19 protein-coding genes are annotated in these 24,828 nt (G+C 63.9%); 5 read left to right on the plus strand and 14 right to left on the minus strand.

What is annotated here, in order from left to right; genetic code table 11:
• Positions 1 to 167 precede the first annotated feature (167 nt).
• From ychF to ACR42D_RS15895, 4 genes are all read right to left on the minus strand, one after another.
• Positions 168 to 1,265, minus strand: coding sequence for a redox-regulated ATPase YchF (gene ychF / locus ACR42D_RS15880; RefSeq protein ID WP_484567768.1), 1,098 nt, complete (start codon positions 1,263 to 1,265; stop codon positions 168 to 170).
• Positions 1,266 to 1,841: 576 nt separating this feature from the next.
• Positions 1,842 to 5,012 (minus strand): beta-phosphoglucomutase family hydrolase, encoded by a 3,171-nt coding sequence (locus ACR42D_RS15885; RefSeq protein WP_484567769.1) that lies wholly within the window; start codon positions 5,010 to 5,012, stop codon positions 1,842 to 1,844.
• A gap of 38 nt (positions 5,013 to 5,050) precedes the next feature.
• Positions 5,051 to 6,247, minus strand: coding sequence for a trehalose 6-phosphate synthase (locus ACR42D_RS15890; RefSeq protein ID WP_484567770.1), 1,197 nt, complete (start codon positions 6,245 to 6,247; stop codon positions 5,051 to 5,053).
• Between the two features lie 14 nt (positions 6,248 to 6,261).
• Positions 6,262 to 7,671, minus strand: a complete 1,410-nt coding sequence (locus ACR42D_RS15895; RefSeq protein WP_484567771.1) for a DUF4139 domain-containing protein — start codon at positions 7,669 to 7,671, stop codon at positions 6,262 to 6,264.
• A gap of 237 nt (positions 7,672 to 7,908) precedes the next feature.
• Here ACR42D_RS15895 and ACR42D_RS15900 point away from each other — a divergent pair, with 237 nt between their 5' ends.
• Positions 7,909 to 8,889, plus strand: a complete 981-nt coding sequence (locus ACR42D_RS15900; protein ID WP_484567772.1) for a diguanylate cyclase — start codon at positions 7,909 to 7,911, stop codon at positions 8,887 to 8,889.
• Between the two features lie 502 nt (positions 8,890 to 9,391).
• Here ACR42D_RS15900 and ACR42D_RS15905 read toward each other — a convergent pair.
• The 4 genes from ACR42D_RS15905 to lpxK all read right to left on the minus strand — a co-directional run bounded on the left by ACR42D_RS15905 (position 9,392) and on the right by lpxK (position 13,979).
• Positions 9,392 to 9,556 (minus strand): hypothetical protein, encoded by a 165-nt coding sequence (locus tag ACR42D_RS15905; protein WP_319583384.1) that lies wholly within the window; start codon positions 9,554 to 9,556, stop codon positions 9,392 to 9,394.
• 233 nt (positions 9,557 to 9,789) lie between these two features.
• Entirely contained in the window at positions 9,790 to 10,452 is a 663-nt protein-coding gene (locus tag ACR42D_RS15910) for a LexA family transcriptional regulator (protein ID WP_484567773.1), read from the minus strand.
• 181 nt (positions 10,453 to 10,633) lie between these two features.
• The gene (gene rnr / locus ACR42D_RS15915; RefSeq protein WP_484567774.1) at positions 10,634 to 12,829 is read right to left on the minus strand and encodes a ribonuclease R; all 2,196 of its coding nucleotides are present in this window, start codon (positions 12,827 to 12,829) and stop codon (positions 10,634 to 10,636) included.
• On the minus strand, positions 12,822 to 13,979 hold the full coding sequence (lpxK, locus tag ACR42D_RS15920) for a tetraacyldisaccharide 4'-kinase (RefSeq protein WP_484567775.1): 1,158 nt from the start codon (positions 13,977 to 13,979) through the stop codon (positions 12,822 to 12,824). The genes rnr and lpxK overlap by 8 nt, the downstream gene beginning before the upstream one ends.
• Positions 13,980 to 14,190: 211 nt before the next feature.
• Between lpxK and ACR42D_RS15925 the strand changes: the two genes are divergently transcribed.
• The gene (locus tag ACR42D_RS15925) at positions 14,191 to 14,850 is read left to right on the plus strand and encodes an IS1595 family transposase (protein ID WP_484566530.1); all 660 of its coding nucleotides are present in this window, start codon (positions 14,191 to 14,193) and stop codon (positions 14,848 to 14,850) included.
• Positions 14,851 to 15,021: 171 nt separating this feature from the next.
• Here ACR42D_RS15925 and ACR42D_RS15930 read toward each other — a convergent pair whose 3' ends face one another.
• The 4 genes from ACR42D_RS15930 to ACR42D_RS15945 form a co-directional block, all read right to left on the minus strand.
• On the minus strand, positions 15,022 to 15,756 hold the full coding sequence (locus ACR42D_RS15930) for a Bax inhibitor-1/YccA family protein (RefSeq protein WP_484567776.1): 735 nt from the start codon (positions 15,754 to 15,756) through the stop codon (positions 15,022 to 15,024).
• Between the two features lie 134 nt (positions 15,757 to 15,890).
• Positions 15,891 to 16,328, minus strand: a complete 438-nt coding sequence (locus tag ACR42D_RS15935) for a YccF domain-containing protein (protein WP_484567777.1) — start codon at positions 16,326 to 16,328, stop codon at positions 15,891 to 15,893.
• A gap of 57 nt (positions 16,329 to 16,385) precedes the next feature.
• A complete protein-coding gene (locus tag ACR42D_RS15940) occupies positions 16,386 to 17,537 on the minus strand; it encodes a YibE/F family protein (RefSeq protein WP_484567778.1) in 1,152 nt (383 codons plus the stop codon).
• Between the two features lie 67 nt (positions 17,538 to 17,604).
• Positions 17,605 to 19,074, minus strand: a complete 1,470-nt coding sequence (locus tag ACR42D_RS15945) for an alkaline phosphatase (RefSeq protein ID WP_484567779.1) — start codon at positions 19,072 to 19,074, stop codon at positions 17,605 to 17,607.
• Between the two features lie 331 nt (positions 19,075 to 19,405).
• Between ACR42D_RS15945 and ACR42D_RS15950 the strand changes: the two genes are divergently transcribed.
• Positions 19,406 to 20,179, plus strand: coding sequence for a class I SAM-dependent methyltransferase (locus ACR42D_RS15950; protein ID WP_484567780.1), 774 nt, complete (start codon positions 19,406 to 19,408; stop codon positions 20,177 to 20,179).
• A gap of 275 nt (positions 20,180 to 20,454) precedes the next feature.
• Positions 20,455 to 21,378: a tryptophan--tRNA ligase gene (gene trpS / locus ACR42D_RS15955; RefSeq protein ID WP_484567781.1), complete on the plus strand. Its 924-nt coding sequence runs from the start codon at positions 20,455 to 20,457 to the stop codon at positions 21,376 to 21,378.
• 45 nt (positions 21,379 to 21,423) lie between these two features.
• On the opposite strand, the gene ACR42D_RS15960 is transcribed toward trpS, so the two are convergent.
• Together ACR42D_RS15960 and ACR42D_RS15965 are read right to left on the minus strand one after the other, a co-directional pair.
• Positions 21,424 to 22,353, minus strand: coding sequence for a calcium/sodium antiporter (locus tag ACR42D_RS15960; RefSeq protein ID WP_484567782.1), 930 nt, complete (start codon positions 22,351 to 22,353; stop codon positions 21,424 to 21,426).
• A 36-nt stretch (positions 22,354 to 22,389) separates the two neighbouring features.
• A complete protein-coding gene (locus tag ACR42D_RS15965; protein ID WP_484567783.1) occupies positions 22,390 to 23,454 on the minus strand; it encodes a tRNA(5-methylaminomethyl-2-thiouridylate) methyltransferase in 1,065 nt (354 codons plus the stop codon).
• Between the two features lie 285 nt (positions 23,455 to 23,739).
• On the opposite strand from ACR42D_RS15965, the gene recA reads away from it, so the two are divergent.
• Positions 23,740 to 24,798, plus strand: coding sequence for a recombinase RecA (recA, locus tag ACR42D_RS15970; RefSeq protein WP_484567784.1), 1,059 nt, complete (start codon positions 23,740 to 23,742; stop codon positions 24,796 to 24,798).
• Positions 24,799 to 24,828: the final 30 nt, after the last annotated feature.

Below are 24,828 nucleotides of genomic sequence, written 5' to 3' on the forward strand. Positions count from 1 at the left end.
GCACTTTCCGGCGGGGACAAAACATGCGAGACGGCTCACCGTACAACACGCGCCGTCTGCGGTTCCCACCACCTGATGGGAACATCCCCCATAAAAAAAACGGCGGACCCGAGGTCCGCCGTTTCTCTTTCTTCGTTAGCCCCTACCGGGGCTGGACCGACGCCGTGCTAGACGTTGAACAGGAAATGGACCACGTCGCCGTCCTTCATGACGTATTCCTTGCCTTCGACGCGAAGCACGCCTTCGCTGCGGCATTTGGCTTCGGAGCCGTGCTTGACGAAGTTGTCGTAGGAGATGACCTCGGCGCGGATGAAGCCGCGTTCGAAGTCGGTGTGGATGACGCCCGCCGCGCGCGGGGCCTTGTCGCCGTCATGGATGGTCCAGGCGCGGACCTCCTTTTCACCGGCGGTGAAGTAGCTGATGAGGCCCAGGGTATGGAAGCCGGTGCGGATGATCTGGTCCAGGCCGGATTCGGTGATGCCGTAGGACTCCAGAAATTCCCGATAATCCTCGTCTTCCAACCCCACGAGTTCCTCTTCCATGCGCGCGGAAATCTTGACGAACTCGGCGCCGCGTTCCTCGGCCAGGTTGCGCACGGCGGTCACATAGCCGTTGTCCTCGGTCAGGCCGTCCTCGTCCACGTTGGCGCAGTAGATGACGTTCTTGGCCGTGATCAGCCGGAGCTCCTTGAGCAGCTCGGGCAGCGCTTTGGCGTCGCTCTCGAAGGTGGACGCGGGCAGCCCCTGGTCCAGGTGGGCCATGAGCTGTTTGCCGGCCTCGATCTTCGGGGCCAGGGTCTTGTCGCCCTTGAGCATCTTTTCCATGCGCTCGATGCGGTTTTCGAGCACCTGCACGTCGGCCAGGATCAGCTCGGTCTCGATGATCTCGATGTCCCGCAGCGGGTCCACGGAGTTGGCCACGTGGATGACGTCGTCATCGTCGAAACAACGGACCACGTGCAGGATGGCCTGGGTCTCGCGGATGTTGGCCAAAAACTTGTTGCCCAATCCCTCGCCCTTGCTCGCGCCCGCCACCAGGCCCGCGATGTCCACGAAATCCACGGTGGAATTCTGTACCCGCTGCGGCTTGACCAGCCCGGCCAGGACGTCCAGCCGAATGTCCGGCACCGGCACCACCGCCTTGTTGGGCTCGATGGTGCAAAACGCATAGTTCGCGCTCTCGGCGTTCTGGGCCTTGGTCAGCGCGTTGAACAACGTGGACTTGCCCACGTTGGGCAGACCGACAATACCTATACTCAGCGACATGGATACTCCCAAAAAAAAGATTGCCGGAACACAACCCCGGCGCGGCCCACTCTTTACCCGTCTTCCCGGCCTGAGGCAAGTCGAGGGAGAGAGCGCCTCCGGCGGCCGGGGGAAGGGGGAAAGGAAACCCTTTGAAAAGGGCTTTCCTTTCCCCCTTCCCCCGGACCCCCATCCTCCTTTCCTTCATAAACTTTTTATTGCCGCTTCGCGGTGTTGGGAGCGCATGCGGGAGGAGGAATCGATGTAAGGAAAACTTGTTACAGTCAGGCGAAAAAGCACTTGGACAGGGAACCCGGCAAACTCCAATAAACACCCCCGCGATTCGGGCAGAGAAAACGGCGCACCTCTTCCGAAGAAGAAGCACGCCGTTCATTCCGTTTTCTCTGCCCGAATCGCGCAACCGGCACGGCGGAAGGCGTCCGCACGGCCCCGAGCGCAGCGAGGCGATGGGGGTCCAGGGGGGGCCTTGCTCCCTGGCGGGTGCAGGGCAGCGCCCTGCCCGATCGCTGCTGTCCTCATCCGTAGGGCTCGAAGACGCCCGCCCGGCGAGGGCCCGCCGGAGGCATCCCCTACTACCTACTCCCTCGGCCGCCTGGCCTCGACCGTCTTGCCGGGCTTGAGTTCATAGGTCTTGCCGAATATTTCCACGGGAACGACCTTGTCGCCCTGGTGGAAGGCGGTCATGTTCACGCGGTCCTGTTCGATGACCAGGTCGAACCAGATGGACCGCCACAGGAAGGACAGGCGCATCTCGCCCCAGTGCGCGGGCGGGTCCGGGGCCACCTGCATGGGTGTGGACGACAGGTTGAGCCCGGCGAAGTCCTGTTTGATGACCTCCAGGGTTCCGGCCATGACGCCGGTGTGGATGCCTTCCACGGTGGTTCCGCCCTGGGTGTCGTGGATGTCCGAGTCCATGGCCTCCATGAACCAGTCCCAGGCGATGTTGCTCGGGTAGATGTACTTGGCGATGACCGCGTGGACCACCTTGGACAGGGTGGAGCCGTGGCTGGTCCGTTTCTCGTAGAAGTCGTAGTTGTCCTTGAGCAGCTTGATCGGGTCCGGGACCTCGTGGCCGAGCTTGCGCAGGATGCGGGCCACTTCGTCGGGTTCGAGGATGTACCAGGTCATCAGGGTGTCGGCCTGCTTGGCGACCTTGTAGTTGTCCGGCGAGTCGCCCTCGGCCTTGAGGATGCGGTCCATGCGGTGGATGGAGTAGAACCGTTGCCGGTAGGAATCCCAGTCCAGCTCGGGCAGGCCCATGTAGCCGTCGAACTGACTGATGATCCCGTCCTCGGTCATGATGACGTTGAGCTTGGTGGTCATGTCGCGCCACTTGTCGATGTCCTGGTCGGTCAGGCCGATATGCACGCTGATCTGCTTTGCGAGCTTGGGCGGCAGGGCCTCCAGGATGAACAGCGCCTTTTCGAGGAGCCAGACGACCATGATGTTGGTGTAGGCGTTGTCCCGCACACCAGGTTCGGTCGCGCCGGGCAGCTTCTCGTGGAACTCGTCCGGGCCCATGACCCCGTCGATATGGTATTTGCCGGCGGCCTCGTCAAAGGTGGCGATGTTGCCCCAGAACCGGGCGATGTCGAGCATCAGCTCCGCGCCGTGTTCGCGCAGGAAGGTCTGGTCGTTGGTCCAAGACACATAGCGCCAGGCGTTGACGAAGACCGCGATGGACACGTGCCGCTGACGGCGGGACAGGTCCGGCCCCCAGGACTTGGCCTCGGGGTTGTAGTGGACCTCCTGGGTCTCCTCGCTGCCGTCGTCGGCTGTCTGCCAGGGGAACATGGCCCCCTGGTAGCCGTTTTCGCGGGCGTATTCGCGGGCCGCGTCCAGGCGATTGTACCGGTACATGAGCAGCGCCTTGGATATGTCCGGGAAGTTGGCGTCGTAGAACGGCAGGATGTAGACCTCGTCCCAGAATATGTGGCCCCGGTAGGCCTCGCCGGACAGGCCCCGAGCGGGCATGCCCGCGTCGCGAAGCGCGTTATGCGGGCTGGCCGTGACCAGCAGGTGGTAGACGTGCAGCCTGAGCACCCGCTGGACGAAGCGGTCGCCCTTGACCCGGATGTCGGCCTTCTGCCACAGCCCTTTCCAGGACTTGGCGTGCGGGCCGTGCACGCCCTTGAAGGTCTTCACAAATTTGAGCCCGTCCTGGCACAACTCGCGCAGGTCGCCCGGCTCGCGGTCGAGCGAGGTGCGCACGTAGACGAATTTCTCCAGGCCGTAGCAGTGATTCTCCTTTACCTGGACGCAGATTTCCTCGGACACCCTGGACCGGCTCTGGACCACCTCCTTGCGCACCTCGAGGGGCTTGCCGTCCTCGAGCATGCGGGTCTTGGCGGCCATGACGATCTGGTAGCGCGAGTGGGAGGTCTCCATGTGCAGGTAGATGCCTTCCCCGCCCTTGCCTCCGCCCACCCGGTTCAGGTGGCGGGTGTTCAGGCTGGAGTAGCGGGCCACGCCCTCATTGCTGACGTTGCCGTCCAGCGACGAGCGGAAGGTCAGCTTGGCGGCGTAGTTGAGCGGCGTGAAGTCGAACTGCAGGGCCAGCAGGTGCGGGTCGGCCATGGAGGCCACGCGCCTGGAGGAGATACGGGTGATGCGGCCCACCTGGTCGCGGACCACCAGATGGCGCTCCATGACCGCCTCGCGCATGTTCAGCCGGTGGGTATAGCTGAGTATCTCCATGGACAGGGGCGAGACGAACTCGCCGTTGCCGATCTTGAACGACACGGGCAGCCAGTTGGGGCAGTTGACCAGGTCGTTGTTCCAGATCTCGCGCCCCTCCACGTCGCTGGGGGTCTTGTTGAAGATGCCGGAGATGTAGGTGCCGGGATAGAAGTAATAGGACGAGCACTCGCACTCGTAGGCCCCGCGCGAGCCGAGATAGCCGTTGCCCACGCAGGTCAGGGTCTCGCGCAGCTTCTCGTCGCCCGGCTCGAAGCCGTGGTAGGTCAGGTACCACTCGTCCGTGGCCATGCCGGACTCGAACCACTCCATGAGGTCGTCCACGGTGATCTCGCCCAGATCGGACACGACCATGTCGGCCCCGAACCGTTTCAGCATCTGGCCGCCGATGTTCCGGGCCACGCCGAGCGTCAGCCCGAAGTTGCCCGCGCAACCGGCCTGGACGCCGGACAGGGCGTCCTCCACCACCACGCACTCGCCGGGCACAAGGCCCATCTTTTCGGCGGCCGTGACGAAGATGTCCGGCTCGGGCTTACCCTTGAGGTCCAGCTCGGCCGAGACCACGCCGTCCACGTGGGCGTCGAACAGGTCGGTCAGCCCGGCCAGCTCCAGGACGAGCATGCCGTTGCGGCTGGAAGTGGCCAGGGCCACGAGCACGCCGTTGCGCTTGAGGTCCTTGACCAGGGACACGGAGGTGTCGAAGACCTCGGGCCCCTGCTCTTTGAGAATCTCCTGGAAGAGCGCGTTCTTCTTGTTGCCGATGGCGCAGACCGTGTCGAAGCCGGGCGCGTCCTCGGGCGTTCCGGGGTCGAGGCGGATGTTGCGGGACTTGAGGAAGCTGAGCACGCCCTCGAAGCGCGGCTTGCCGTCCACGTAATTCTGGTAGTCGCTGGTGCGGTCGAATGGCTCGAACGGGGTGTTCGTCGCCTCGGCGTGGTGTTTCAGGAATTCGTTGAACGAGGCTTCCCACGCCTGGGCATGTACCTTTGCCGTCCGGGTGATGACGCCGTCCAGGTCGAAAACGACGCCCTTGAGTGTGATTGCTGCCACGGATCACTCCTTTGAATGTTGATTCTCCGGTGTCCGGGTCACAGGGTACCCAGAATGGTCACGAGCATATCCGGCTCGGGCACGATGAGCGCCGCGCCGGTCAACCCGGTCACCCGCTGCGCCAAATCCTGCTTGCGGGTCACGAAAATCGCGCGCGTCTGCGGCGACAGGCTCAAGGCCGCCTCGAGCATGGGTACGTCCGAGCCGGTGTCGCCGCAGATCAGCCCGACCCCGTCCGCCATGCCCAGGCCGAGCTCGTCGTTGAGGAACTTCACGCCGTCGCCCTTGTCGAAATCCTTGAGCCCCTCGCCCTCGGTCTCGACCGTGAGGATGATCTCCACGTCCAGGCCGGTGTCCTCGATACGGAAGTTGCGCTCGCCCGGGTCCAGCTCGGCCACCAGGGCTTTCAGGGTGGCCAGGAACGCCTCGGATTCGGCCTTGTCGATGGACCCGCCGATGTCCTGGCGGGCCACGGTGGACTGCCCGAACTTAAACTGCAGGCCCGAGCCGATAAGGGTGAACTTCTCGTATTCCGGCCGCCCGGTCAGGTCCGTCAGCCGCATGTTGAGGGCGTCCATGGCCGCCTGCTTTTCCGGGGTGATCTCCAGCCGCCGGATCCGGCCGTCGCGGTCCAGGCACTCCCGCCCCTTGGACGCGGCGTAGTAGAACGCGCCGTCCGGGTTGACCGAAATCTCAATCAGCCCGTCCAGGGGGGCCGAGGTCAGGATGACCGGCCTGTCCACGTGGGTCCGGGCGAAGCGGGTCAGAAAGACCGCGTTGTAGATGGACTGGATGGAGGTCAGGTAGCGGGCGCAGTAGTTGTTGACCGTGCCGTCGCGGTCCGTGACCAGACTGTCCAGGTCGGCCCCGCGCAACAACTCCCGGCCGCCTTGCACGTAATCGTCGAATCCGGGATGGTAATCGGCCAGCATCTCGAGGAAGGTCTCCTCGCCCTCCTCCAGGTAGAAGAGGTCCTTGCGGGCCTCGTCGATCTCGTAGCCCATGTCCAGGGAGATGGTCCGGCCGCCGCCCAGGCCGAGGCGCTTGCCACCCTCCTCTTCGGGCACGGCTTCCAGGGATTCCAGCAGGTTGGACAGGGATGCCGGGATGTCGCCGTCGACCGATTCCCCATTAAGGATCGCGGCCACGGCCCGCTTCCGGATATTTCGGGAAGCGGCCATGAGCGCGTAGAAATCCTTCAGTGTCTTCAGTTCAACCTGGTCGATGCCGGGCATCCGCCCTCCTTTTATTAGTATTCGAAACGCACGGTGTAGTTGATCACCTTCCCTTCCTTTCCGGCGGAGGGAACCACGCCCTTCAGGTCGAATTCGATGGTGCCCGCGTCCTTGGCCGCGTACGGGGTGTCCGCGTTGAGCACGGTCCACTGACCGGACAAGGCCTCTTCGAGCCGGATGTCCCTGGGCTCGGCCGAGCCGTTGCGCACCGTGATCCGCCAGCCGACCTCGGCCGCGTTCTTGCCGATGCGTTGGAAGCTGGTCTGCACGCGCTCCACGTTGACGTCGAACGAGCGGCCGATGACCAGCCGGACGTCCTCGCCGTCGGCCACATGGCCGATGTGGGCTTCGCCCGCCAGCAGCTTGGCGCCGCTGGAGTCGGGCATGAACACGCGGACCACGCCCGCAGGCATGGGCTTGCCCAGGTTGTTCACCTGCGTGTTGGTCATGAGCAGGGCCGACTCCACGCTCTGGGATATCTTGCCCGCACGCTGGCTCGGGGTGCTGCGGAAGCGGCTGGACAACTCGGTCTTGACCGGGACGTTCGCGGCCGAGAACAGACCCACCTGCTTGGAGCCGGAGGCCGGAATGGACACGTACCGGCCCGGATCATAGACGTGGTACTGGGAGAAGGACTCCTCGGTCGCCGGGGCCGGGGCCGAGTCCATGGCCATGCCCTCGGCCATCACGGCGTTGGCCCGCATGAGCATCTTGGGTGCCGCCGCGCGCTGCACGTCCCCGGCGACGAGGCGCAGGTCCGCACCGGAAAAAGCGTGGCCCGAGTTGTTGTCCACCGTGGCCCAGGCGTCCAGGTCCGCCGCCTTGCCGGACTGGGTCACGGTCAGATTGTAGTCCGCGCGCCAGGTAAGGCCGCCCATGAGATAGCTCAGGGCCACGTTCTTGCGCCCGGCGACCGTGCTGCGCGTGGTCAGGGTCAGGGTGGGCTCGGCGTCGAGCCCCTTGGGCATCTCGGGCAGGAGCAGGGCCTCGTACGAGCCCACGTAGACCTCCTTGCCCATGGAGAAGATGGGCTGGCCCGCGTTGGACAACAGCTTGGCCTTGCGCAGGATGCGCGCGTTGGCGTCCGACGGGTCGGGCAGGACCACGGACAGTTCCTTGCCGATGTATGCGTCGAGCAGATTGCCCGCAGTGATCGGCTTGTAGGAATACTCCACGTCCTCCACGGTCATGTCCGGGGCCGTGGCCCGGATGGAGGAGGCGTCGACCGTGGTCGGGATATCGGTGAAGACCACGGCGGCGGCGCCCTGAGGCAAGGTCACCACGCGGGATTCGGTCACCTGGGCCTGGCCGGAGTTGTACACGGCCAGCACCGATCCGGCGGCATGGGCCACACCGGCAAAGGGAGCAAGAAGAAAAAGCACTGCGGCGAGCAGTTGGACGGCGGGGAAAATTGGCCGATTCATCGGTCCTCCGGGGTTGAGTCGAGATTTCGCAGGGACAAAGTACCAGTGCCTAGCCTCCAGGATACACAGCCCCGGCCGATTTTGCAAAAATATAACAAAGAATATCACTACGGCCATCACGGTCCGGAAACCACGGTAAACCGCCATGCAACAGCATCCGATATCCCCTCTCCCGGCAATCCGCGCACCTATTTCCCATCTCGCAATCAGGAATGATTTCTGTTAGAAAAAAACCACATGAAGATTCTCATTATCGATGACTCCAAGGCCACCGCCAGCCAGCTGACCAAGATGCTGCTGGGCGCGGGCCATACCGACGTGTCGGACGTGGATTCCCTGGAACGGGCCATGCGCACCATGCAGCGCTCCGTGGCCGGGGATACGCCCGTGGACCTGGTGCTCATCGATCTCGACAACCACGACACCGACGGCATCGCCGCCATCCTGACGCTCAAGTCCCACCGCGAGTTCGAGGACATTCCGATCATCGCCGTGGCCCCCAACGACGGGTCCGACACGCTGGACCGCGCCTTTGCGGCCGGGGCCTCGGACTACATCGTCAAACCCGTGGGACGCACCGAACTGCGCGCCCGCGTCCGGTCCGCCCTGCAACTGCGCCGCGAGATGCTCAAGCGCATGTTGCGCGAACGCGAACTGGAGCGGCTGGCCCGCAAACTGGAGCGCATGTCCAACCAGGACGGGCTGACCGGCCTGGCCAACCGCCGCTGCTTTGACGACACGCTCATCCGCGAATGGGTGCGCAACGGCCGCGAAGACAACTCCCTGGGACTGCTGATGATCGACATCGACCATTTCAAGGCCTACAACGACGCACTCGGGCACGTGGACGGCGACGTCTGCCTGCGCGGCGTGGCCGAGGCCATCCGCGCGGCCACCAACCGGCCCGGCGACCTGGTGGCCCGCTACGGCGGCGAGGAGTTCGCCATCATCCTGCCCGGCACCGACTTCGACGGCGCACGGGTGGTGGCCGAAAACATCCATGCCAACCTGGCCAAATCCTGCATCAGCCACCCCCAATCCCAAGTGGCCTGCAACGTGACCGTGTCCATCGGCGTGGCCGCCACCGTGCCCACCTGCGACACCACCCCGGAACACCTCATCCAGGCCGCTGACCGCGCCCTCTACCAGGCCAAACAGTCCGGCCGAAACCGCACCGAAGCCATCTGCCTCCCCGACCCGGACCTGGTCCGGCAATAAGACCCGGGGAAAGGGGAAGAGGGGACCCTCTGCAAAGGGGCCCCTCTTCCCCTTCCCCCGGCCCCCCATCCCCATCTCCTCCCGAAACTCTTTATTGCCGCTTCGCGGGGTGGGACTTGATATATTGGATGTTTCCCCAATAAAACCGCTCACCTCGTAGAGCGACTCAGGTGCGCAGCCCCCGACAGCGGCTCTCGCCTCCTCCTTCTTGGAGCTCCCCGGTTGGCCCCGCCAACCGACGGCGGCTCTTTTCCCCACGCGCCGGCACGGGCCAAGGCTTTCGAGAGTGGGTCAGCTGTGCATTTTCTTCCTGAGGGCCTTCACCGCAGTGTAGCCGTCTACATGAGGATGAAAGCCCCCTGGAAGAAATGTGCGGATGGCCCTCTATCGGAAGCCGCGCAAAAGGAAGGCCGCGCTCCGGGGAAGGGCGCGGCCTACAGGGATGTGGGCGGGCGGCTGCAAGGATCAACCGACCGCGAGGAACTATGGGGAAGGACGAAAACTAGCGAAGGAAATGAATGGACAGGTAGCTGCCGCAGCAGGGGCAGACCTTGACCGGAGTGGTCCGGCCCTCGTCGTCGCGGATGACCGCTTCCCAGGGGATGAAGCCGTCAAGAGTGTACTGAACCATCAGCCGGTGACCACACTTGCAAAAACGTTCCTGCATGACTCTCTCCTTGCCTTGTACCGCGCCGAAGCGCGTGTGTCGTATTCGTTGACTGAACGTGACTCTTTAATAAACAAACCTTGGCTTTTGTGTCAACTAATATTTTACATTTTGTTGAGTGTTTTTCTACAAAATGTTTATTCAGAGAAACAGCTTTTAATTCCAGCAGGATACCAAAAAAGCCCCCGCAGCGCGACGCGCTGCGGGGGCTGGTTTCGGCATAGCAAAAAAGACTAGCGGTATTCCCGCGACGCCCACAGGATCTGGCCGATGACGCGCACGTTGTCGAGCTCGTCGCCGGACAGATGGATGGGCGAATAGTCCACGTTGTCGCTGCGCAGGACCAGGGTGCCGGGCAACCGTTCCACACGCTTGACCATGACCGTGTCCTCCACGCCCACGGCGTAGATGCCGCCGGACAGGACGTCGGTGCGCGACTGGTCGATGAGGACCATGTCCCCTTCCTTGATCTCCGGCTCCATGGAATTGCCGATGACCTCCATGAGGACCATGTTGGCCGGGTTGCCCCTGTGGGTCAGCCAGTCGGAGCGGAAGGAATAATACCCCTCCACCTGGCCTTCGGTCTCGAACGAGCCGCCGCCCGCGCAGAGCCGGGCGCGCACTTTGGGAATCTCCTCGTAGCACGCCCCGTCCTCGGCGGCGGCCGCCAGGGCGGCTTCGGGCCGGGGAAACCCCTTGCCCTGCTCCAGCCACAGCGGATTCAAACCGAACCGGGCGGACAGGTCCAGGATCCAGCGGGCGGGCACGGCTCCCTTGCGCTTGGCCAGGGAAACCGCAGCCCGGCCCACGTCCAGCTCGCGGGCCAGCTGGGACTGGTTCTTGATCTCCGTTTCCGAACAGAGTCGCTTGAAAAAGGCTTCAAATCCGTTGCTCATCGTTGCGCCTTGGTTAATGAATGTTGCTGAACGACTGTTTACTATTGATTAACCACACTGTCAACCATGGAAGTCATTTTTGTCGCCTGATGACGGACAAAAACAAAACATGCGGAAGGCGACGCCTTCCGCATGTTGGTTGTCGGGATAACGGCGCAGGCGCGCCCGGTCCGGACCCGGCCTAGATCAGATCCTTGTAGTCCATGGACGCTGCCGCCACGGAGCGCAGGCTGAAGTTCAGCTCCAGCCGCTCCACGCTGGCTTCTTCCAGGACCACCTCCACGGTCTGGCCCAGGAAGAAGGACTGGCCGGTGCGCTCGCCCACGAGCATCTCGCGCTGGGGCCAGTAGGTGTAGTAGTCGTCGTCCATGGTGGACAGCCGGATCAGCCCCTCGGCCATGACCTCCTTGAGCTCCACGAAGAAGCCGAAGTCGGTGATGTGCGAGATGACCGCGTTGAAGGTTTCGCCGACCTTGTCGCGCATGAACAGCACGGTCACGCGCTTGAGGATCTCGCGCTCCGCGTCCATGGCCACCCGTTCGCGGCCGGACAGATGATTGGCCACGTTGAGCAGCTTCTTGTGGCCGGGCACGGGCGCGGGCCCGACCTCGCCCTCGTGCAGTGCGGCCTTGACCAGCCGGTGGACCACTAGGTCGGCGTAGCGCCGGATGGGCGAGGTGAAGTGGGCGTACTCCACAGACGCCAGGCCGAAGTGGCCCTCGTTGTCCGGCGAGTACTTGGCCTGCTTCATGGAGCGCAGGAGCATGCGGTTGACGATGTATTCCTTGTCCGTGCCCTCCATGGAGGACACCAGCATCTGGAGCTTCTTGGGGGTGATCTCCTTGGGCATGACCACGGACTTGTCCGTGCGCGACAGCAGCCTGAAGAGGTTCTTGAGCTTCTCCTCGTCCGCCGGGGGATGGATGCGGAACATGCACGGCAGATCGCGCTCCACCAGGAAATGGGCCACGGCCTCGTTGGCCGCGATCATGAATTCCTCGATGAGCTGGTTGGCGAAGTTGCGCTTCTTGGGCCGGATGTCCTCGGTCTCGCCGTGCACGTCGAAGAATATCTCCGGCTCGGGCAGGTCGAAGTCCAGCGATCCGCGCTTGGAACGCAGGACATTGATCTTGCGGGCCAGTTCCTCGGCCAGTTCGAGCATGTCGATCAGGTCCGGGGCGATGGTCTTGCGGGCCTCGGCCTGCTTCTCGATGATCGCGTCGCGCACCTGGGAGTACGTCAGCCGGGCGTGGCTGCGGATGACCGCCGGGAACAGCTCGGTCTTCACCGTGCGGCCGTCCGGGTCGGTGTCCATGCAGGCCACCATGGTCAGCCGCTGCACGTCCGGGTTGAGCGAGCACAATCCGTTGGACAGCTTCTCCGGGAACATGGGCTCCACGGACCGGGGGAAATAATAGGAGTTGCCGCGCTCGAACGCCTCGCGATCCAGCGGCGAGCCCTCGGGCACGTAGTGGGACACGTCGGCGATGGCCACCCACAGCCGGTAACCCTTCTTGCGCCGCTCCACCAGGATGGCGTCGTCGAAATCGCGGGCTGTGGACCCGTCGATGGTAACAAAAGGCTTGGCGGTCAGGTTGCGGCGGCCCGAGAAATCCTTCTTGGACGGTTCGGCGGGCAGCCCCTCGGCCTGGGTCACGGACCCGGACGGGAACCGGGTGCGGATGTTGTGGTTGGACTTGACCAGCGCCTCCTGCACGGCAATGTCGGTCTCCTCGCCCAGCCGCTTGGTGATCTCCCCTTCCCACATGGTCGGGTCGATACGCTCGCCCGGCGCGCACAGGGCGATCTCGCCCGGCTTGACCTGGATGGACTCGTCCTTGAGCGTGGCGATGATCCCGAAGTTGAGCCTCGGGTCGGACGGGCGGCAGAGCCATTCGCCGCCGGTCATCTTCTTGACCACCTTGACCGGCAGGACCTTGCGCCCGCGCTCCAGGATGCGCACGATGCGCCCCTCGGCGTTGCGCCCGGCCTTGGGCTCGCCGACCACCGAGACGACCACGCGGTCGCCGTGCCAGGCGTCGTTCAGGTCGCGCTGGTTGACGAAGACGTCCTTGCGCCGGGAGTCCTCCGGGACCACGAAGCCGTACCCCTGGCGCTGGATCTCCAGCCGCCCGGTGATGCAGTGCATGGACTCGGCCAGCCCGTAGCCGCGCCGGATGCGCACCAGCTTGCCGTTCTGGACCAGCTCCTTGAGCAGATCCTTGACCGAGGCCTTGTCCTTCTTCTTGAGCTTGAGCTGGCGGATGACCTCGGCCCGGGACATGGGCCGCTTCACTTCCTTGAACAGTTTGAGCAGCGCGGCCGTGGACAGGGCCGGGGTGGAGGGCCTGGGTTGACTGCGTTTTCTCTTAGCCATTGTCGTCTCCCTTGACGGGCGGCAGGCCCGCCTCGTGTCGCGCTCTGTAGTCCGCCGCATGTTCGGCGCGGTCCGCGCGGCGCAGCCTGAAGGAATCGTAGCGCCGGTTCCACCAGGTGGAAAATTTCGCCTTCTCGCCCAGAGTGGACGGCCCGAACTCCAGGTTCAGGTCGAACTGCCAGAAAATCTCGGTGCACATGGAACCCAGCTTGACCGCGTCCTTGGGCGTGCACAGCACCGCCACGCAGCCCAACCGGGCGGCCTCCTGGGCCAGGTCCAGGGCGTCCTGCTTGGAATAGGTATGATGATCCCGGAAGACCCGGTGGCGCTTGGGCGGATACCCGAAGTACGCCTCGGCCGTGGCCTCGACCTGGGCCGGATCGCCCACGCCCGTAACCAGCAGGTACGGCGCGCCCTCGAAGTCGCGGACCGTCTCGCCGCCGATGACGCTGCGCAATCCGGTGGGGGCCAGCCGGAAGCTGAACACCGGCTTGCCGAACCGCGACAGCCGCTCCAGGATGCGCGGCTTGAGCACCGCGAACCCCTTGGGCCCGATCTTGATCAGGAAGGCGTCGGCCCGCCTGAGCGCGCTCTCGGGCTCGCGCCAGGAGCCCGCCGGGATGACCCGGTTCCACTCCTCGCGCAGGTCGTCGGGCCGAAGCAGCACCAGGTTCACGTGCCGCTTCACCGCCATGTGCTGGAACCCGTCGTCCAGGATGATCAGCTCGGGATGCGCCTTGCACATGACCGCCTTGCCCGCCCTAGTGCGATTCGGGTCGACCATGACCAGCGCCTTCTCGTGGGCCCGGGCGAGCATCAGCGGTTCGTCCCCGGCCTCCTCGGCCAGCGCGCCCGGTTTGACCTCATAGGGCAGGTGCTTGGGCTTGGCCCGGTAGCCGCGCGTCAGCAACGCCACCGGGATGGACTTGGACTCGGCCCAGCCGAGCAGCCAGTCGGCCACCGGGGTCTTGCCCGAGCCGCCCCAGCCGATGTTGCCCACGGACACGGTCAGCGCCGACGGCTCCCAGCCGGGCAGCAATCCCCGGCGGTACAGCCCGGCGCGAAAAAGCATCATTCCGCCGTACACCCAGGAAAAAGGACGCAGCAGCGGATACAGCACGCGTTGCAGATGGGTCACGGTCTCGGACATGTCGCTCCAGGGAAAAGATTCGTCATTGAAGAAGCATACGTCCCTCCCATGCCGCTGGCAAGGGATTGTGTCGCCTGCGGCGACCGGGGGAAGGGGGCAAGGGAACCCTTTGAAAAGGGCTTTCCTTTCCTCCTTCCCCCGGCCCCCCATCCCCCTTTCCTTACTAAACTTTTGGGGCTGACATAGATCTCTCGTCGTATTAGGGGGGACTATGAGGCTAAAAAGATCGCGTTTGTCGGCTCATATATCCGGTCGTCTGATTGAGCATTTCGTTGCTGGCACCCCAGCCCGCACAGCCAGTGAACTGGTAGGTGTAAACCGCAACACCGCGATCACTTTTTATCAGAGATTACGGAAGATTATCGCAGAGCAGATGCCTTCCGTTGAGATGTTTGCCGGAGAGGTAGAAGTTGATGAGAGTTATTTTGGCGGCTATCGCCGTGGCATTCGAGGGCGGGGGGCTGCTGGTAAAGTCCCAGTATTTGGCATTCTTAAGCGCAATGGGATGGTGTACGCTGAAATAATCCCCGACACTAAAACCAAGACCTTGAAAGGGATAATCGACTTGCAGGTTCAGCCTGACAGCGTGGTGTATACGGATGGTTTGTCATCCTACAAGGTGCTCGATGTGTCTGAATTTAAACACTATCGTATTAATCATCTCAAACGCTATGTTGATGGGCATAACCATATCAACGGCATTGAGAACTTCTGGAACCAAAGTAAGCGCCATCTGAGGAAGTACAACGGTATTCCTCGCAAGTATTTTTGGCTGTATTTGAAAGAGTGCGAATTCAGGTTTAATTACGGCTCCCCAAAAGAGCAGTTATCTATCCTGAAAAAATGGATAAAAAGGCACAATGCGGCATAGTTATCTATGTCAGCCCCAAACTTTTTGTGTACGCATTCGCGTGGGCGGGAGGTGGCGGGATGGCGTGCGACTTCGCGGGGAGGAATGCGGACATGACAAGGCGGTCAGAAGGGACATAAAAAAGGCCGTACTCCGGGGAGTACGGCCTTTGATGTGGCTGTGGTGCCGGGACTATCGCCTGTCGCCCATCAAGCGGAGCAGCATGAGGAACAGGTTGTAGAAGTCCAGGTACAGGGTCAGGGCGCCCAGGATGGTGCCGCGACGCACGGCCGCGGTGTCGCCCATGGGCACGTTCTCGCCCATGGTCTTGAGCTTCTGGGTGTCGTAGGCGGTCAGCCCCACGAAGATGATCACGCCGATGACCGAGATGGCGAACGACATGCCCGGGCTCTGCAGGAACATGTTCACCACCATGGCGATGATGATGCCGATCAGCCCCATGAAGAGCAGGCTGCCCCACCCGGTCAGGTCCTTTTTGGTGACCATGCCGTAGAGGGACATGGTCCCGAACATGCCTGCGGTGGTGATGAAGGTCGAGACCACCGAGGACGTGGTGTAGGCGTAGAGGATCGGCGCCAGGGAAAATCCGTTCAGCGCGCTGAAGGCCAGGAACAGGGTGGTGGCCGTGCTCGGGTTCATGGTCCGGATCTTGAAGCTCATGAAGAAGACCATGCCGAAGGCCAGGAGCAGGGCGATCATGGGCAGCATGGTCGGCGCATACCCGCCGGTCTGGGGGTTGTACACGAACGCCAGGTTGGTCAGGGCGGGAACGGTCAGGGTGGCGAACGCGATCAGGGCGGTCAGGCCCAGGCCCGCGCTCATCCAGCCGTACACGCCGCGCATGAAGGCGTTCAGGACTTCGGCCCGGGAAGTCTCCGTCCGTTGCATGCTGGGATACTGAGTCATTTATATTCCTCCGAATTGATTACGTGCTTGCGGCCGGGAATCCCCCGGCACTGCTTCTATCTAATCAGCTTTTCGGGCCGTGGCAAGAGGATGCAGCAAATTGCACAACCCCCGCTGCACAACGGCCGCCCGGTTCAGCGGCCCGTGCGCACCCCGTACAGCCGCTCGGCCTGCTCCACCGTGACCACGGTCATGCCGATGGGGGCCAGGGTGGCCGCCGCCAGCTTGAGGTGCTGCCAGCCCCACGGGATGCCGATGATGGTGATGAAGCAGCCCAGCGCGGACAGGATGTGCCCCAGCGCCAGCCACCAGCCCGCGAACACGAACCAGAGAACGTTGCCCACCAGCCCCCAGCCCGAGGTGCCGATATCCGGCCGGCCGGTGACCATGTCGCGCCGGACCAGGGTCCGGCCGAAAGGCAGCAGCGAGAACCCCGCTATGACGAAGGCGGACCGGGCCCAGGGCAGGCCGACGATGGAGATGGCGAAGATGCAGCCGGCAAAGAGCCAGCCCAGGGCCATGAACGCCCCGCCGATGATCCACCAGATCACATTGCCGAGAAATGAAAGCATGCACACTCCTTGCGCTGGATTTTTCAGCTACCGTCTTGGCCCATCCCGCCGCGTTCGTCAATGATGCAACGAACTCTGCACGGGCTTGGCCGAGGTCATGAGCATCCCGCCCACCAGGGCCGTGAACGGGGCCACGGTGACCAGCCCGAAGCTGCCCACCAGGGTCTTGAGGACCTCGGCGGCCACATAGATGAAGTTGAAGGTGGTATCCAGCGGAATGCCCTGGGCCATGAAGGCCATGAGCAGGGTGATGAACCCGCCCGAGTAGGCCAGCAGCAAGGTGGTGGTCATGGTCCCGACCACGGCCCTGCCCACGCGGATGCCAGACCATACCGCCTCCATGCGCGAGATGCCCGGCTTCTTGTCGACCACCTCGCCCATGGCCGAGGCCACGTCCATGGCCAGGTCCATGACCGCGCCGCAGGAGGACAAAAACACCCCGGCCATGAACACCCGGGTCAGGTTCAGGTGGCCGTAGCCCGCGTAGAGCAGAGTCTCGGCGAACGGCATGACCGCGCCGTGCATGTGGAACCGGCCGGTGAAGTAGATGCCCAGCGCGCAGCTGGCCGCCACCCCGAGGAAGGCCCCGAGAAAGGCGGTCAGGCCGGTACGGTTGATCCCGGCCACCAGGAAGATGATCACCGCGCACAGCCCGGCGACCACGCACAGGGTCAGCCAGACCGGGTCGGCCCCCTTGAGCAGCATGGGCACCAGGACCTTCCACAACAACAGGCCGGTGAAGACGAACGAGAGCAGCGCCTTGAATCCGGTCAGCCCGCCGAAAAGGAGCAGCAGCGCGGCGAACAGCCCGAGCAGGAACAGCTCGAGCCCGAGGCGGTAGTGGTCCTGCGGGTTGACGTAGATGACCTTGCCGTTGCTGTTCACGGTCAGGATGACGTAGGCCGTGTCCCCGGCCTTGAACAGCTTGTCGCGGTCGAGCTGGCCCAGAAGCTGGTTGTTGGCCGTGAACGTCTCGCCTTTGAAAGGTCCGTCCAGGATATCGAGGGTGACCGCCTGCTCGCCCGCCCGGATCATGCCCAGGCTCTGGACGTGGCCGTCGTCCACGGCCGTGATCCGGGCCGTGCAGTGGACCGCGTCCCGGTCCTTGGTGGTTTCGAATCCGGTGGGCAGGAAGTAGAGCCCGGCCGAGATGAGGATGAAGATGAGGACCAGAAGCCAGTCGCGGGTCGTCTTGCTGGGTGCGTACATGGGATTCCCGAAAAGGGGGCGGGCGGACCGCAGCCGGTCCGCCCGCCGAAGGTTTGGAGGTTCGCGTCTAGTTGGCGGCCACGCGGACGTTGGCGGCGTCCGCGTACACGGCCTTGGCGGGCAGGCCCATGGAGGACATAATCTTGGTGGCCACGTCCTTGTTGTCGTAGCTGCCGTTGAAGGCCTGGGAGCCCACGCCGATGGCCGAGGTCGAGACCGGCACGCCGGTATGCTTGTAGGAGGTCCAGCCCAGGCCGGCCTTCTGGTTGAGCACGTGGGTCAGGGTCACGGACAGCGGGTCGTACTCGCCGTAGAGCAGGTATTCGCCGCCCTTGATCTTCTCGCCCGCCATGGAGCGCTTGAAGGCCTGCTCGATGTCGGCCTGCTGGTAGTCGGCCAGGACCATGGGATCGGTCTTGGCGTCGCCCTCGAACTTCAGGCCGAAGTCGGCGGTGATGATCGGCTTCATGGCGCTGAAGTCTCCGCCCTTCTTCTTGAAATCGGCCAGGGTCTCGTCGGTGAACTTCTGGAAGGAAACCTTCTGGTGGCTGAGGATGTCGTAGTGGGAGCCGTACTTGGTGCCCGCGAAGCCGAGCGTCAGGCCGCCACACTCGTGGTCGCCGGTGACCACGATCAGGGTCTCGTCCGGGTGCTTTTCGTAGAAGGCCATGGCCTTCTGCACGGCCTGGTCAAAGGAGACGGTGTTGTCGATGGAGGCGGCCGCGTCGTTGGCGTGGCAGGCCCAGTCGATCTTGCCGCCCTCGACCATCAGGAAGAACCCCTTGTCGTTGTCGAGCATCTCGATGGCCTTGCCCGTGAACTCGGGCAGGGTGATGTCCTTGTCGGTCATGTCCATGACGTAGGGCAGCGCCTTGCCGTCCTGGAGCCAGGCGTTCCAGGCGATGATCTTGCCGTCGCCGGGTTTGAGGGCCATGAAGTCCTTCTTGTCGGTGACGATCCTGTAGCCGTTGGCCTTGGCCTTTTCCAGGGCGTCGCCCATGGGGGCCTTGGACTTCTTGCCCTGGGGGTCCTTGAGCCCGCCGCCCGCGAAGAAGTCGAAGCCGGAGTCGGCCAGGGCGTGGTCGATCTCGTGGTACATGGAACGGGTCTTGACGTGGGCGTAGAACGCGGCCGGGGTGGCGTGGTCAACGGACACGGACGAGACGATGCCGACCTTCATGCCCTTGTCGCGGGCCATCTCGGCCAGCGTCTTGACCGGCTTGAAGGACGGGTCCACGCCGATGTAGTTGATGTTGGTCTTCACGCCGGTGGCCAGCGCCGTGGCCGAAGCGGCGGAACCGGTGATGAACCGGTCGTTGGCAAAGGTGGTGGTGATGCCCTGGGCGGGCATGGAATCGATGGCCAGCTTCTTGCCCAGATAGGCGGAACTGGCCGCGCGCTGGGGCAGGCCCATGCCGTCGCCGATGAAGAAAAATACGTATTTCGCGTCCTTGGCCCAGGCGGAACCGGCCATGAACACCATGGCCAGGGCCAGCGCCAGGGCGCACCTGACAAACAGTTTCTGCACTCTCAACATGTCAAAACTCCTCGGTCCGTTGGGTGTTGCTTAAGTACCCATTGTCTACGCCCGGAAGGTTACAGAAACATGAGACAAGACGAAAAACGGGTCACGGCACGGTGACAAGTATGTCACGGACGCATCATACCGATTTTCCCGATCAAACGCCAACCCCCCACAGGACTCCCCGCCCCCGCCCGTTCCGCTTTCGCCGGGAACCGCTTGAAAACAGGCCGGGATTGATGGATACTCATTCTTGATTCGAACACATCGCGTGCCATCATTTTGTCTTATTTATCCACACAAGGCCGCGTAAACCGCGCAGCGATAAACCCCGGAGCGAACAGACATGGAAACGACCCCGCAGACTCCGCCCAGGAGCAAGGAATACTGGAACAACCACGCCCGCAGCTTCCCCCGGTTCGAGGAGGGGGAGGACAACTACGAGGCGGGCGTGATGCGCATGATCAGGGAGCACGGCGTGGACTTTCGCGGCGCGTCGGTCCTGGACGTGGGCTGCGGCAGCGGCATGTACACCATCCGCATCGCCCGCGAGGCCGCCCGGGTCACGGCGCTCGACGTCTCGGACGTGATGCTCGACATCCTGCGCGGGGACGCCGAGGCGCTGGGACTCGCCAACATCGACTACGTGCGCTCGGATTGGATGGACTACGGCGACGATGCGACGTTCGACATCGTGTTCTGCTCCATGACCCCGGCCATCATGAGCGAGGAATCCCGGCTCAAGCTGCTGGGCCACGCGCACGGCAAGACCGTGTTCATGGGCTTTGCCGGGCTGATGAAATCCGACGTCATGACCGGCCTGTACGCAAAATACGGAGTGACGCCCAGGATGTTTGTCAACGGCACCGAGATGCGCGACTGGCTGGATGCAAAGGGCATCCCCTACGCAGCCTGCCCGGTGGAGGGCACCTGGACGGTGAAGAGCCCCCTGGATAAGCTGACCGACTCCTGCAACACCTTCCTGTCCCAATACGGCGTGACCGCCGACCAGGACCACCTGCGCGGCCACCTCGCCCGATTCGAAGAGGAGCCCGGCGTGTTCGTGGAGCGCACGCAATACAAGATCGACCTGCTCATCTGGGACAAGGCGTCGGTCTGATCCCGGCGCAACGGATTCGGCGCCGGAGCGGCCCGCCGCTTGACACCGCCCCGGGCGCGCCGTTAAGTGAGGGCCATGCGTTCATCGGAACACCATATGAAAACACGCCGTTGGTGGTGGCAGGCTTTACGGAGCATGCCCCCAGCATAATGCGTTAGGTATAAGAGCTGTCGGCATGCATGGCCGGCGGCATCGTCTTTTTTTCAAGGGCTGTCGGCATTTCCGGCAGCCCTTTCTTCATCCACATTCGAAGACACCGAAAAGGAGACGAACCAATGAAAAGAATTCTGACCGGGGAGCGGACCACCGGCAACCTGCACATAGGCCACTACTTCGGCTCGCTGCAATCGCGGGTCGAGCTGCAGGACGAATACGAGACCTTCATCATCCTGGCGGACATGCAGGTCCTCTACGACCACCTGGAGGACGACAAGGGCAAGGCCATCCGGGGCAACGTCTACCAGGCCCTGCTCGACAACCTGTCCGCAGGGCTGGACCCGGATAAGGCCATCTTCTTCGTGCAGAGCGAAATCCCGGAACTGGCCGAGCTGGCCATGTTCTTCTCCTTCCTGGTCTCCGTGGGCCGGGCCAAGCGGAACCCCACGGTCAAGGCCGAGATGGAACAGGCCGGAACCAGCTACGAGCACATGAACCTCGGGTTCCTCTCCTTCCCGGTGTCCCAGGCGGCCGACATCCTCCTGCCCAAGGCGGACCTGGTGCCCGTGGGCGAGGACCAGATCCCGCACGTCGAGCAGACCCGGGAGATCGCCCGCCGGTTCAACACCCTCTTTGGCGAGACCTTTCCCGTACCGGACCATCTCGTCTCGGCCTTCCCCCGCCTCCCGGGCCTTGACGGTCACAGCAAGATGTCGAAATCGCTGAACAACGTCATCAACCTCACGGACGACGCAGAGACCGTGAACCGCAAGATCAAAAAGGCGTATTCCGGCGAGGGGCACGCCCTGTTCACCTATGGCAAGCTGTTCGGCGTGGAGCCCGACGAGCGCATGGGGGCCTTCAAGCCCGCCCTGGCCGAAGGAATAAACGCCTTTCTGGAGCCCATCCGGACACGCCGCAAGGAATTGGAAAAGGAGCCCGGCTTCCTGCGCGAGGTCCTGGACAAGGGCCGGGACCGGGTCCGCGAGATCGGCGCGGAAACCCTGGCCGAGGTGAAGGCGCGGATGGGAATGGTCTATTAGCGGGGAGCCGCCACGGGTGTCCGGCGGTGACCGAGCCCGATCGGGCTATTGCATGAAGTCGTGGGCCCAGCGGACCAGGTTGATGGCGATGAGCAGCCCGCCCTCCCAGCGGCGGACCTTCCAGCCCGTGCGCAGGAGGATCAGGACCAGGCCGACCATGCCCACCAGGACGATCAGGCCGGACGAGGCCTCGGGCGAGACCGGCAGCGGTTTGAGCAGGCAGGTCAGCCCGAGCACGCCCGCGAAGTTGAAGAAATCCGAGCCGATGAGGTTGCCCAGCAGCATCTCGTTCTTGCCCCGGATGGAGGCCGCCAGACAGGTGACCAGTTCGGGCAATGACGTTCCGGCCGCCACGACGGTCACGCCGATGACCCAGGAGGACACGCCGAGCTTGGTGGCGATGGACGTGGCCGCCGTGACCATCAAGTCCCCGCCCGCGGCGATGGCGACAAATCCGGCCGCGAGCCAGATGCCGTCGCGCCAGGTGGCCGTCTTGCCCCGCGTCTCCTCCAGCTCCTCCTCGCCCACGGCCTCGCGCTTCATGCCCAGGTAGACCAGGTAGCCGATGAGCAGGGCCACGAGGCACGCCCCGAAGACGCGCCCCAGCGTGCCGGTGAAGGACACGGCCAGGATGCCCGCCGTGGTCAGGAACAGAAGCAGCCCGTCGCGGTAGACGATGGTCCGGTTGGAGACCAGCGGCTTGATCATGGCCATGAGCCCGAGGATGAAGCCGAGGTTGAAGATGTTGGACCCGACCACGTTGGACAGGGAGATGTCGTTCTGCCCCCGGAAGGCCGCGTTGATGGTCACCAGGAACTCGGGCGCGGAGGTGCCGAGCGCCACGATGGTCAACCCGATGACCAGTTCGGATACGTTGTACTTGCGGGCGATGAGCGCCGCCGAGGCGACGATCCAGTTGGCCCCGAACCAGAGCAGCAGCGCGGACGCGCTGAAGGTGACGATGTCTATGAACATTGGCGGACTGTAAGGGATGGCGCAGACGGGCGCAAGTTAAGCCTGGGCGCGGTCCTTCTTCCACTCGCGGACGATCTCGGGCTTGGGATCGGCCCAGTCGAGCGCGGTCTCGCGGGCCGGGGCCACGGCCACGGTCTCGGTGCGGCCCAGGCGGCAGACGGACACCCGTATGGGATCGCCCGTTTCCTCGAACCGCTTGCGCGCCTTGCCCGAATAGGAGCTGATCAGTGCGGCGGCGTCGCGGACGACCTCCGGGGCCCAGTCGCCCTGAAGCGGCCTGCCCACGGCCAGGGGGCCGGGGAAGTCGGCCAGCTTGAACACGTAATCGCCCTCTTCCGCATAGGCCGCGAGCGCGTCGTTGTCCTCGGCGGTCCGGCCGAAGGCCAGCCAATGCGCACCGGCCCAGACCTGGCGTCCGGTGCGGGCCAGGGTGAAATCATTGGGGGCCGGGCGGTCGCGGTGGCTCAGCAGCTTGACGAACCGGGCCGCGCCCTGGGCCTCGGTCAGGCAGCAGCCGCCCGCCGGGGTGGGAATCTCGGTGAACCCGTAGTGCTCGGCCAGGGCGTACTGCGGCTTGCGGCCGCGTCCGTGCCAGTCGTGCAGCCTTTCGCGGTCCACCAGCCCGGACTCCTCCATGGGCGTGGGCGGGAGGTTTTTGGCGCACAGGGGGCGCAGGAGCACGTCGCGCACCTCGGCCCGCTTGGTGATCAGGTTGAGCGCGTCCTCGCGCTGGCTCATGGGCCGCTGGCCGATGACCTCGCCCGAGATCAGGAACTTCGCGCCGTATTCGGCCATGAGGCCGTGGGCGTGTTCGAGCATGATGATCTTGCAGTCGATGCACGGGTTGAGCCACTTGCCGAAGCCCTGGGACGGCCCGTCCAGCACCATGTCCACGTAGGCCTGCCGGATGTCCACCTCCACGGCCTCGATGCCGTAGTGGTCCCGCCAGAACGGGATGAGGTGGGGTTTGCCGAAAAAGGGCGTGACAAAGTGCAGCCCCAGGACCGTCAGCCCCTGGTCCATGACCGTGCGCACGGCCAGGATGGAATCCAGGCCGCCGGACAGCAGCGCCAGCGCGTCGTATGTGTTTCGTTCCACCATGGAGGGGTCCCTTATGTGAGATCGGGGGCGAGGGCAACCCCGCAGTTCGGGGCCAGGGGGCGGGATGCTTCCGAAGCAGGACGTTGAAGCGGTCCGGGAATTCCTCGGGAGAGGGGCGCGGTTCTTGAGATACTTGAGGGAGACCGGGGTACGCCCCGCAGGGTGCAACCACCTGCGCGTTCAATGTTTTTTCTCCATATATATGGGTGTTGCCCGCGAAGGGCGTATCTGGTATCTGAACGTGTTGCTCGTTTGTTGCCGCCCGTAAATTCCGGAGGAGACCCCATGGCCCGTAAAGCCGTAGACCCCGAAGCCCTGCGCAAGGAAGCGCTGGGCACCGCCCTGACCACCATTGAACGCAAGTTCGGCAAAGGCTCGATCATGCGTCTGGACGGCGAGGCGTCCCATTCCATTCCCTTCATCCCCACCGGCTCCATCGGCCTGGATATCGCCCTGGGCATCGGCGGCGTGCCGCGCGGCCGGGTCATTGAAATCTATGGCCCGGAATCCTCGGGCAAGACCACCCTGGCCCTGCACATCATCGCCCAGGCCCAGAAGGCGGGCGGCGCCGCGGCTTTTGTCGACGCCGAGCATGCGCTCGATCCCGGCTACGCCAAGCGGCTGGGCGTGCACACCGACGACCTGCTCATCTCCCAGCCCGACTACGGCGAGCAGGCGCTGGAGATCGCCGACCTGCTGGTCCGCTCCGGCGCGCTCGACGTCATCGTCATCGACTCGGTGGCCGCGCTCATCCCGCAGTCCGAGCTCGAAGGCCAGATGGGCGAGACCCAGGTGGGCGGCCAGGCGCGACTCATGTCCCACGCCCTGCGCAAACTGACCGGCACCATCCACAAGTCCAACTGCGTGGTCATCTTCATCAACCAGATCCGCATGAAGATCGGCATGACCGGCTACGGCAACCCCGAGACCACCTCGGGCGGCAACGCGCTCAAGTTCTACGCCTCCTGCCGGTTGGACATCCGCCGCATCCAGACCCTCAAGGACAAGGAAGAGGCCTACGGCATCCGCGCCCGCATCAAGGTGGTCAAGAACAAGGTGGCCCCGCCCTTCCGGCAGGCCGAGGTGGACGTGCTCTACGGCCAGGGCATCTCCCGCATGGGCGAGCTCATCGACATGGGCGTGGAGAACGGCATCATAGAGAAATCCGGCTCCTGGTTCGCCTACGGCTCCGAGAAGCTCGGCCAGGGCAAGGAGAACGTCCGCGCCCTGCTGCAGGACAACCCGGACCTGGCCCATTCCATCGAAGAGGCCCTGATGACCCACCTCGGGTTCCGCGACATGCCCGAGGACGAAGCCGCGCCCGCGCCGGACGCCGGCGAATAGACCGACTTTCAGCCCGAACCGAGCGCCCCG

This window comes from Pseudodesulfovibrio sp. lm2024 (genome assembly GCF_051175575.1).
In the GTDB taxonomy this organism is placed as follows: Bacteria; Desulfobacterota; Desulfovibrionia; order Desulfovibrionales; family Desulfovibrionaceae; genus Pseudodesulfovibrio; species Pseudodesulfovibrio caledoniensis.

What these genes read in the sequence shown, in the direction of transcription:
- ychF (WP_484567768.1), bottom strand. Translation starts at nt 1,265, where the DNA reads ATGTCGCTGAGTATAGGTATTGTCGGTCTGCCCAACGTGGGCAAGTCC.
- ACR42D_RS15890 (WP_484567770.1), bottom strand. Translation starts at nt 6,247, where the DNA reads ATGCCCGGCATCGACCAGGTTGAACTGAAGACACTGAAGGATTTCTAC.
- ACR42D_RS15895 (WP_484567771.1), bottom strand. Translation starts at nt 7,671, where the DNA reads ATGAATCGGCCAATTTTCCCCGCCGTCCAACTGCTCGCCGCAGTGCTT.
- ACR42D_RS15900 (WP_484567772.1), top strand. Translation starts at nt 7,909, where the DNA reads ATGAAGATTCTCATTATCGATGACTCCAAGGCCACCGCCAGCCAGCTG.
- ACR42D_RS15905 (WP_319583384.1), bottom strand. Translation starts at nt 9,556, where the DNA reads ATGCAGGAACGTTTTTGCAAGTGTGGTCACCGGCTGATGGTTCAGTAC.
- ACR42D_RS15910 (WP_484567773.1), bottom strand. Translation starts at nt 10,452, where the DNA reads ATGAGCAACGGATTTGAAGCCTTTTTCAAGCGACTCTGTTCGGAAACG.
- rnr (WP_484567774.1), bottom strand. Translation starts at nt 12,829, where the DNA reads ATGGCTAAGAGAAAACGCAGTCAACCCAGGCCCTCCACCCCGGCCCTG.
- lpxK (WP_484567775.1), bottom strand. Translation starts at nt 13,979, where the DNA reads ATGTCCGAGACCGTGACCCATCTGCAACGCGTGCTGTATCCGCTGCTG.
- ACR42D_RS15925 (WP_484566530.1), top strand. Translation starts at nt 14,191, where the DNA reads ATGAGGCTAAAAAGATCGCGTTTGTCGGCTCATATATCCGGTCGTCTG.
- ACR42D_RS15930 (WP_484567776.1), bottom strand. Translation starts at nt 15,756, where the DNA reads ATGACTCAGTATCCCAGCATGCAACGGACGGAGACTTCCCGGGCCGAA.
- ACR42D_RS15935 (WP_484567777.1), bottom strand. Translation starts at nt 16,328, where the DNA reads ATGCTTTCATTTCTCGGCAATGTGATCTGGTGGATCATCGGCGGGGCG.
- ACR42D_RS15940 (WP_484567778.1), bottom strand. Translation starts at nt 17,537, where the DNA reads ATGTACGCACCCAGCAAGACGACCCGCGACTGGCTTCTGGTCCTCATC.
- ACR42D_RS15945 (WP_484567779.1), bottom strand. Translation starts at nt 19,074, where the DNA reads ATGTTGAGAGTGCAGAAACTGTTTGTCAGGTGCGCCCTGGCGCTGGCC.
- ACR42D_RS15950 (WP_484567780.1), top strand. Translation starts at nt 19,406, where the DNA reads ATGGAAACGACCCCGCAGACTCCGCCCAGGAGCAAGGAATACTGGAAC.
- trpS (WP_484567781.1), top strand. Translation starts at nt 20,455, where the DNA reads ATGAAAAGAATTCTGACCGGGGAGCGGACCACCGGCAACCTGCACATA.
- ACR42D_RS15960 (WP_484567782.1), bottom strand. Translation starts at nt 22,353, where the DNA reads ATGTTCATAGACATCGTCACCTTCAGCGCGTCCGCGCTGCTGCTCTGG.
- ACR42D_RS15965 (WP_484567783.1), bottom strand. Translation starts at nt 23,454, where the DNA reads ATGGTGGAACGAAACACATACGACGCGCTGGCGCTGCTGTCCGGCGGC.
- recA (WP_484567784.1), top strand. Translation starts at nt 23,740, where the DNA reads ATGGCCCGTAAAGCCGTAGACCCCGAAGCCCTGCGCAAGGAAGCGCTG.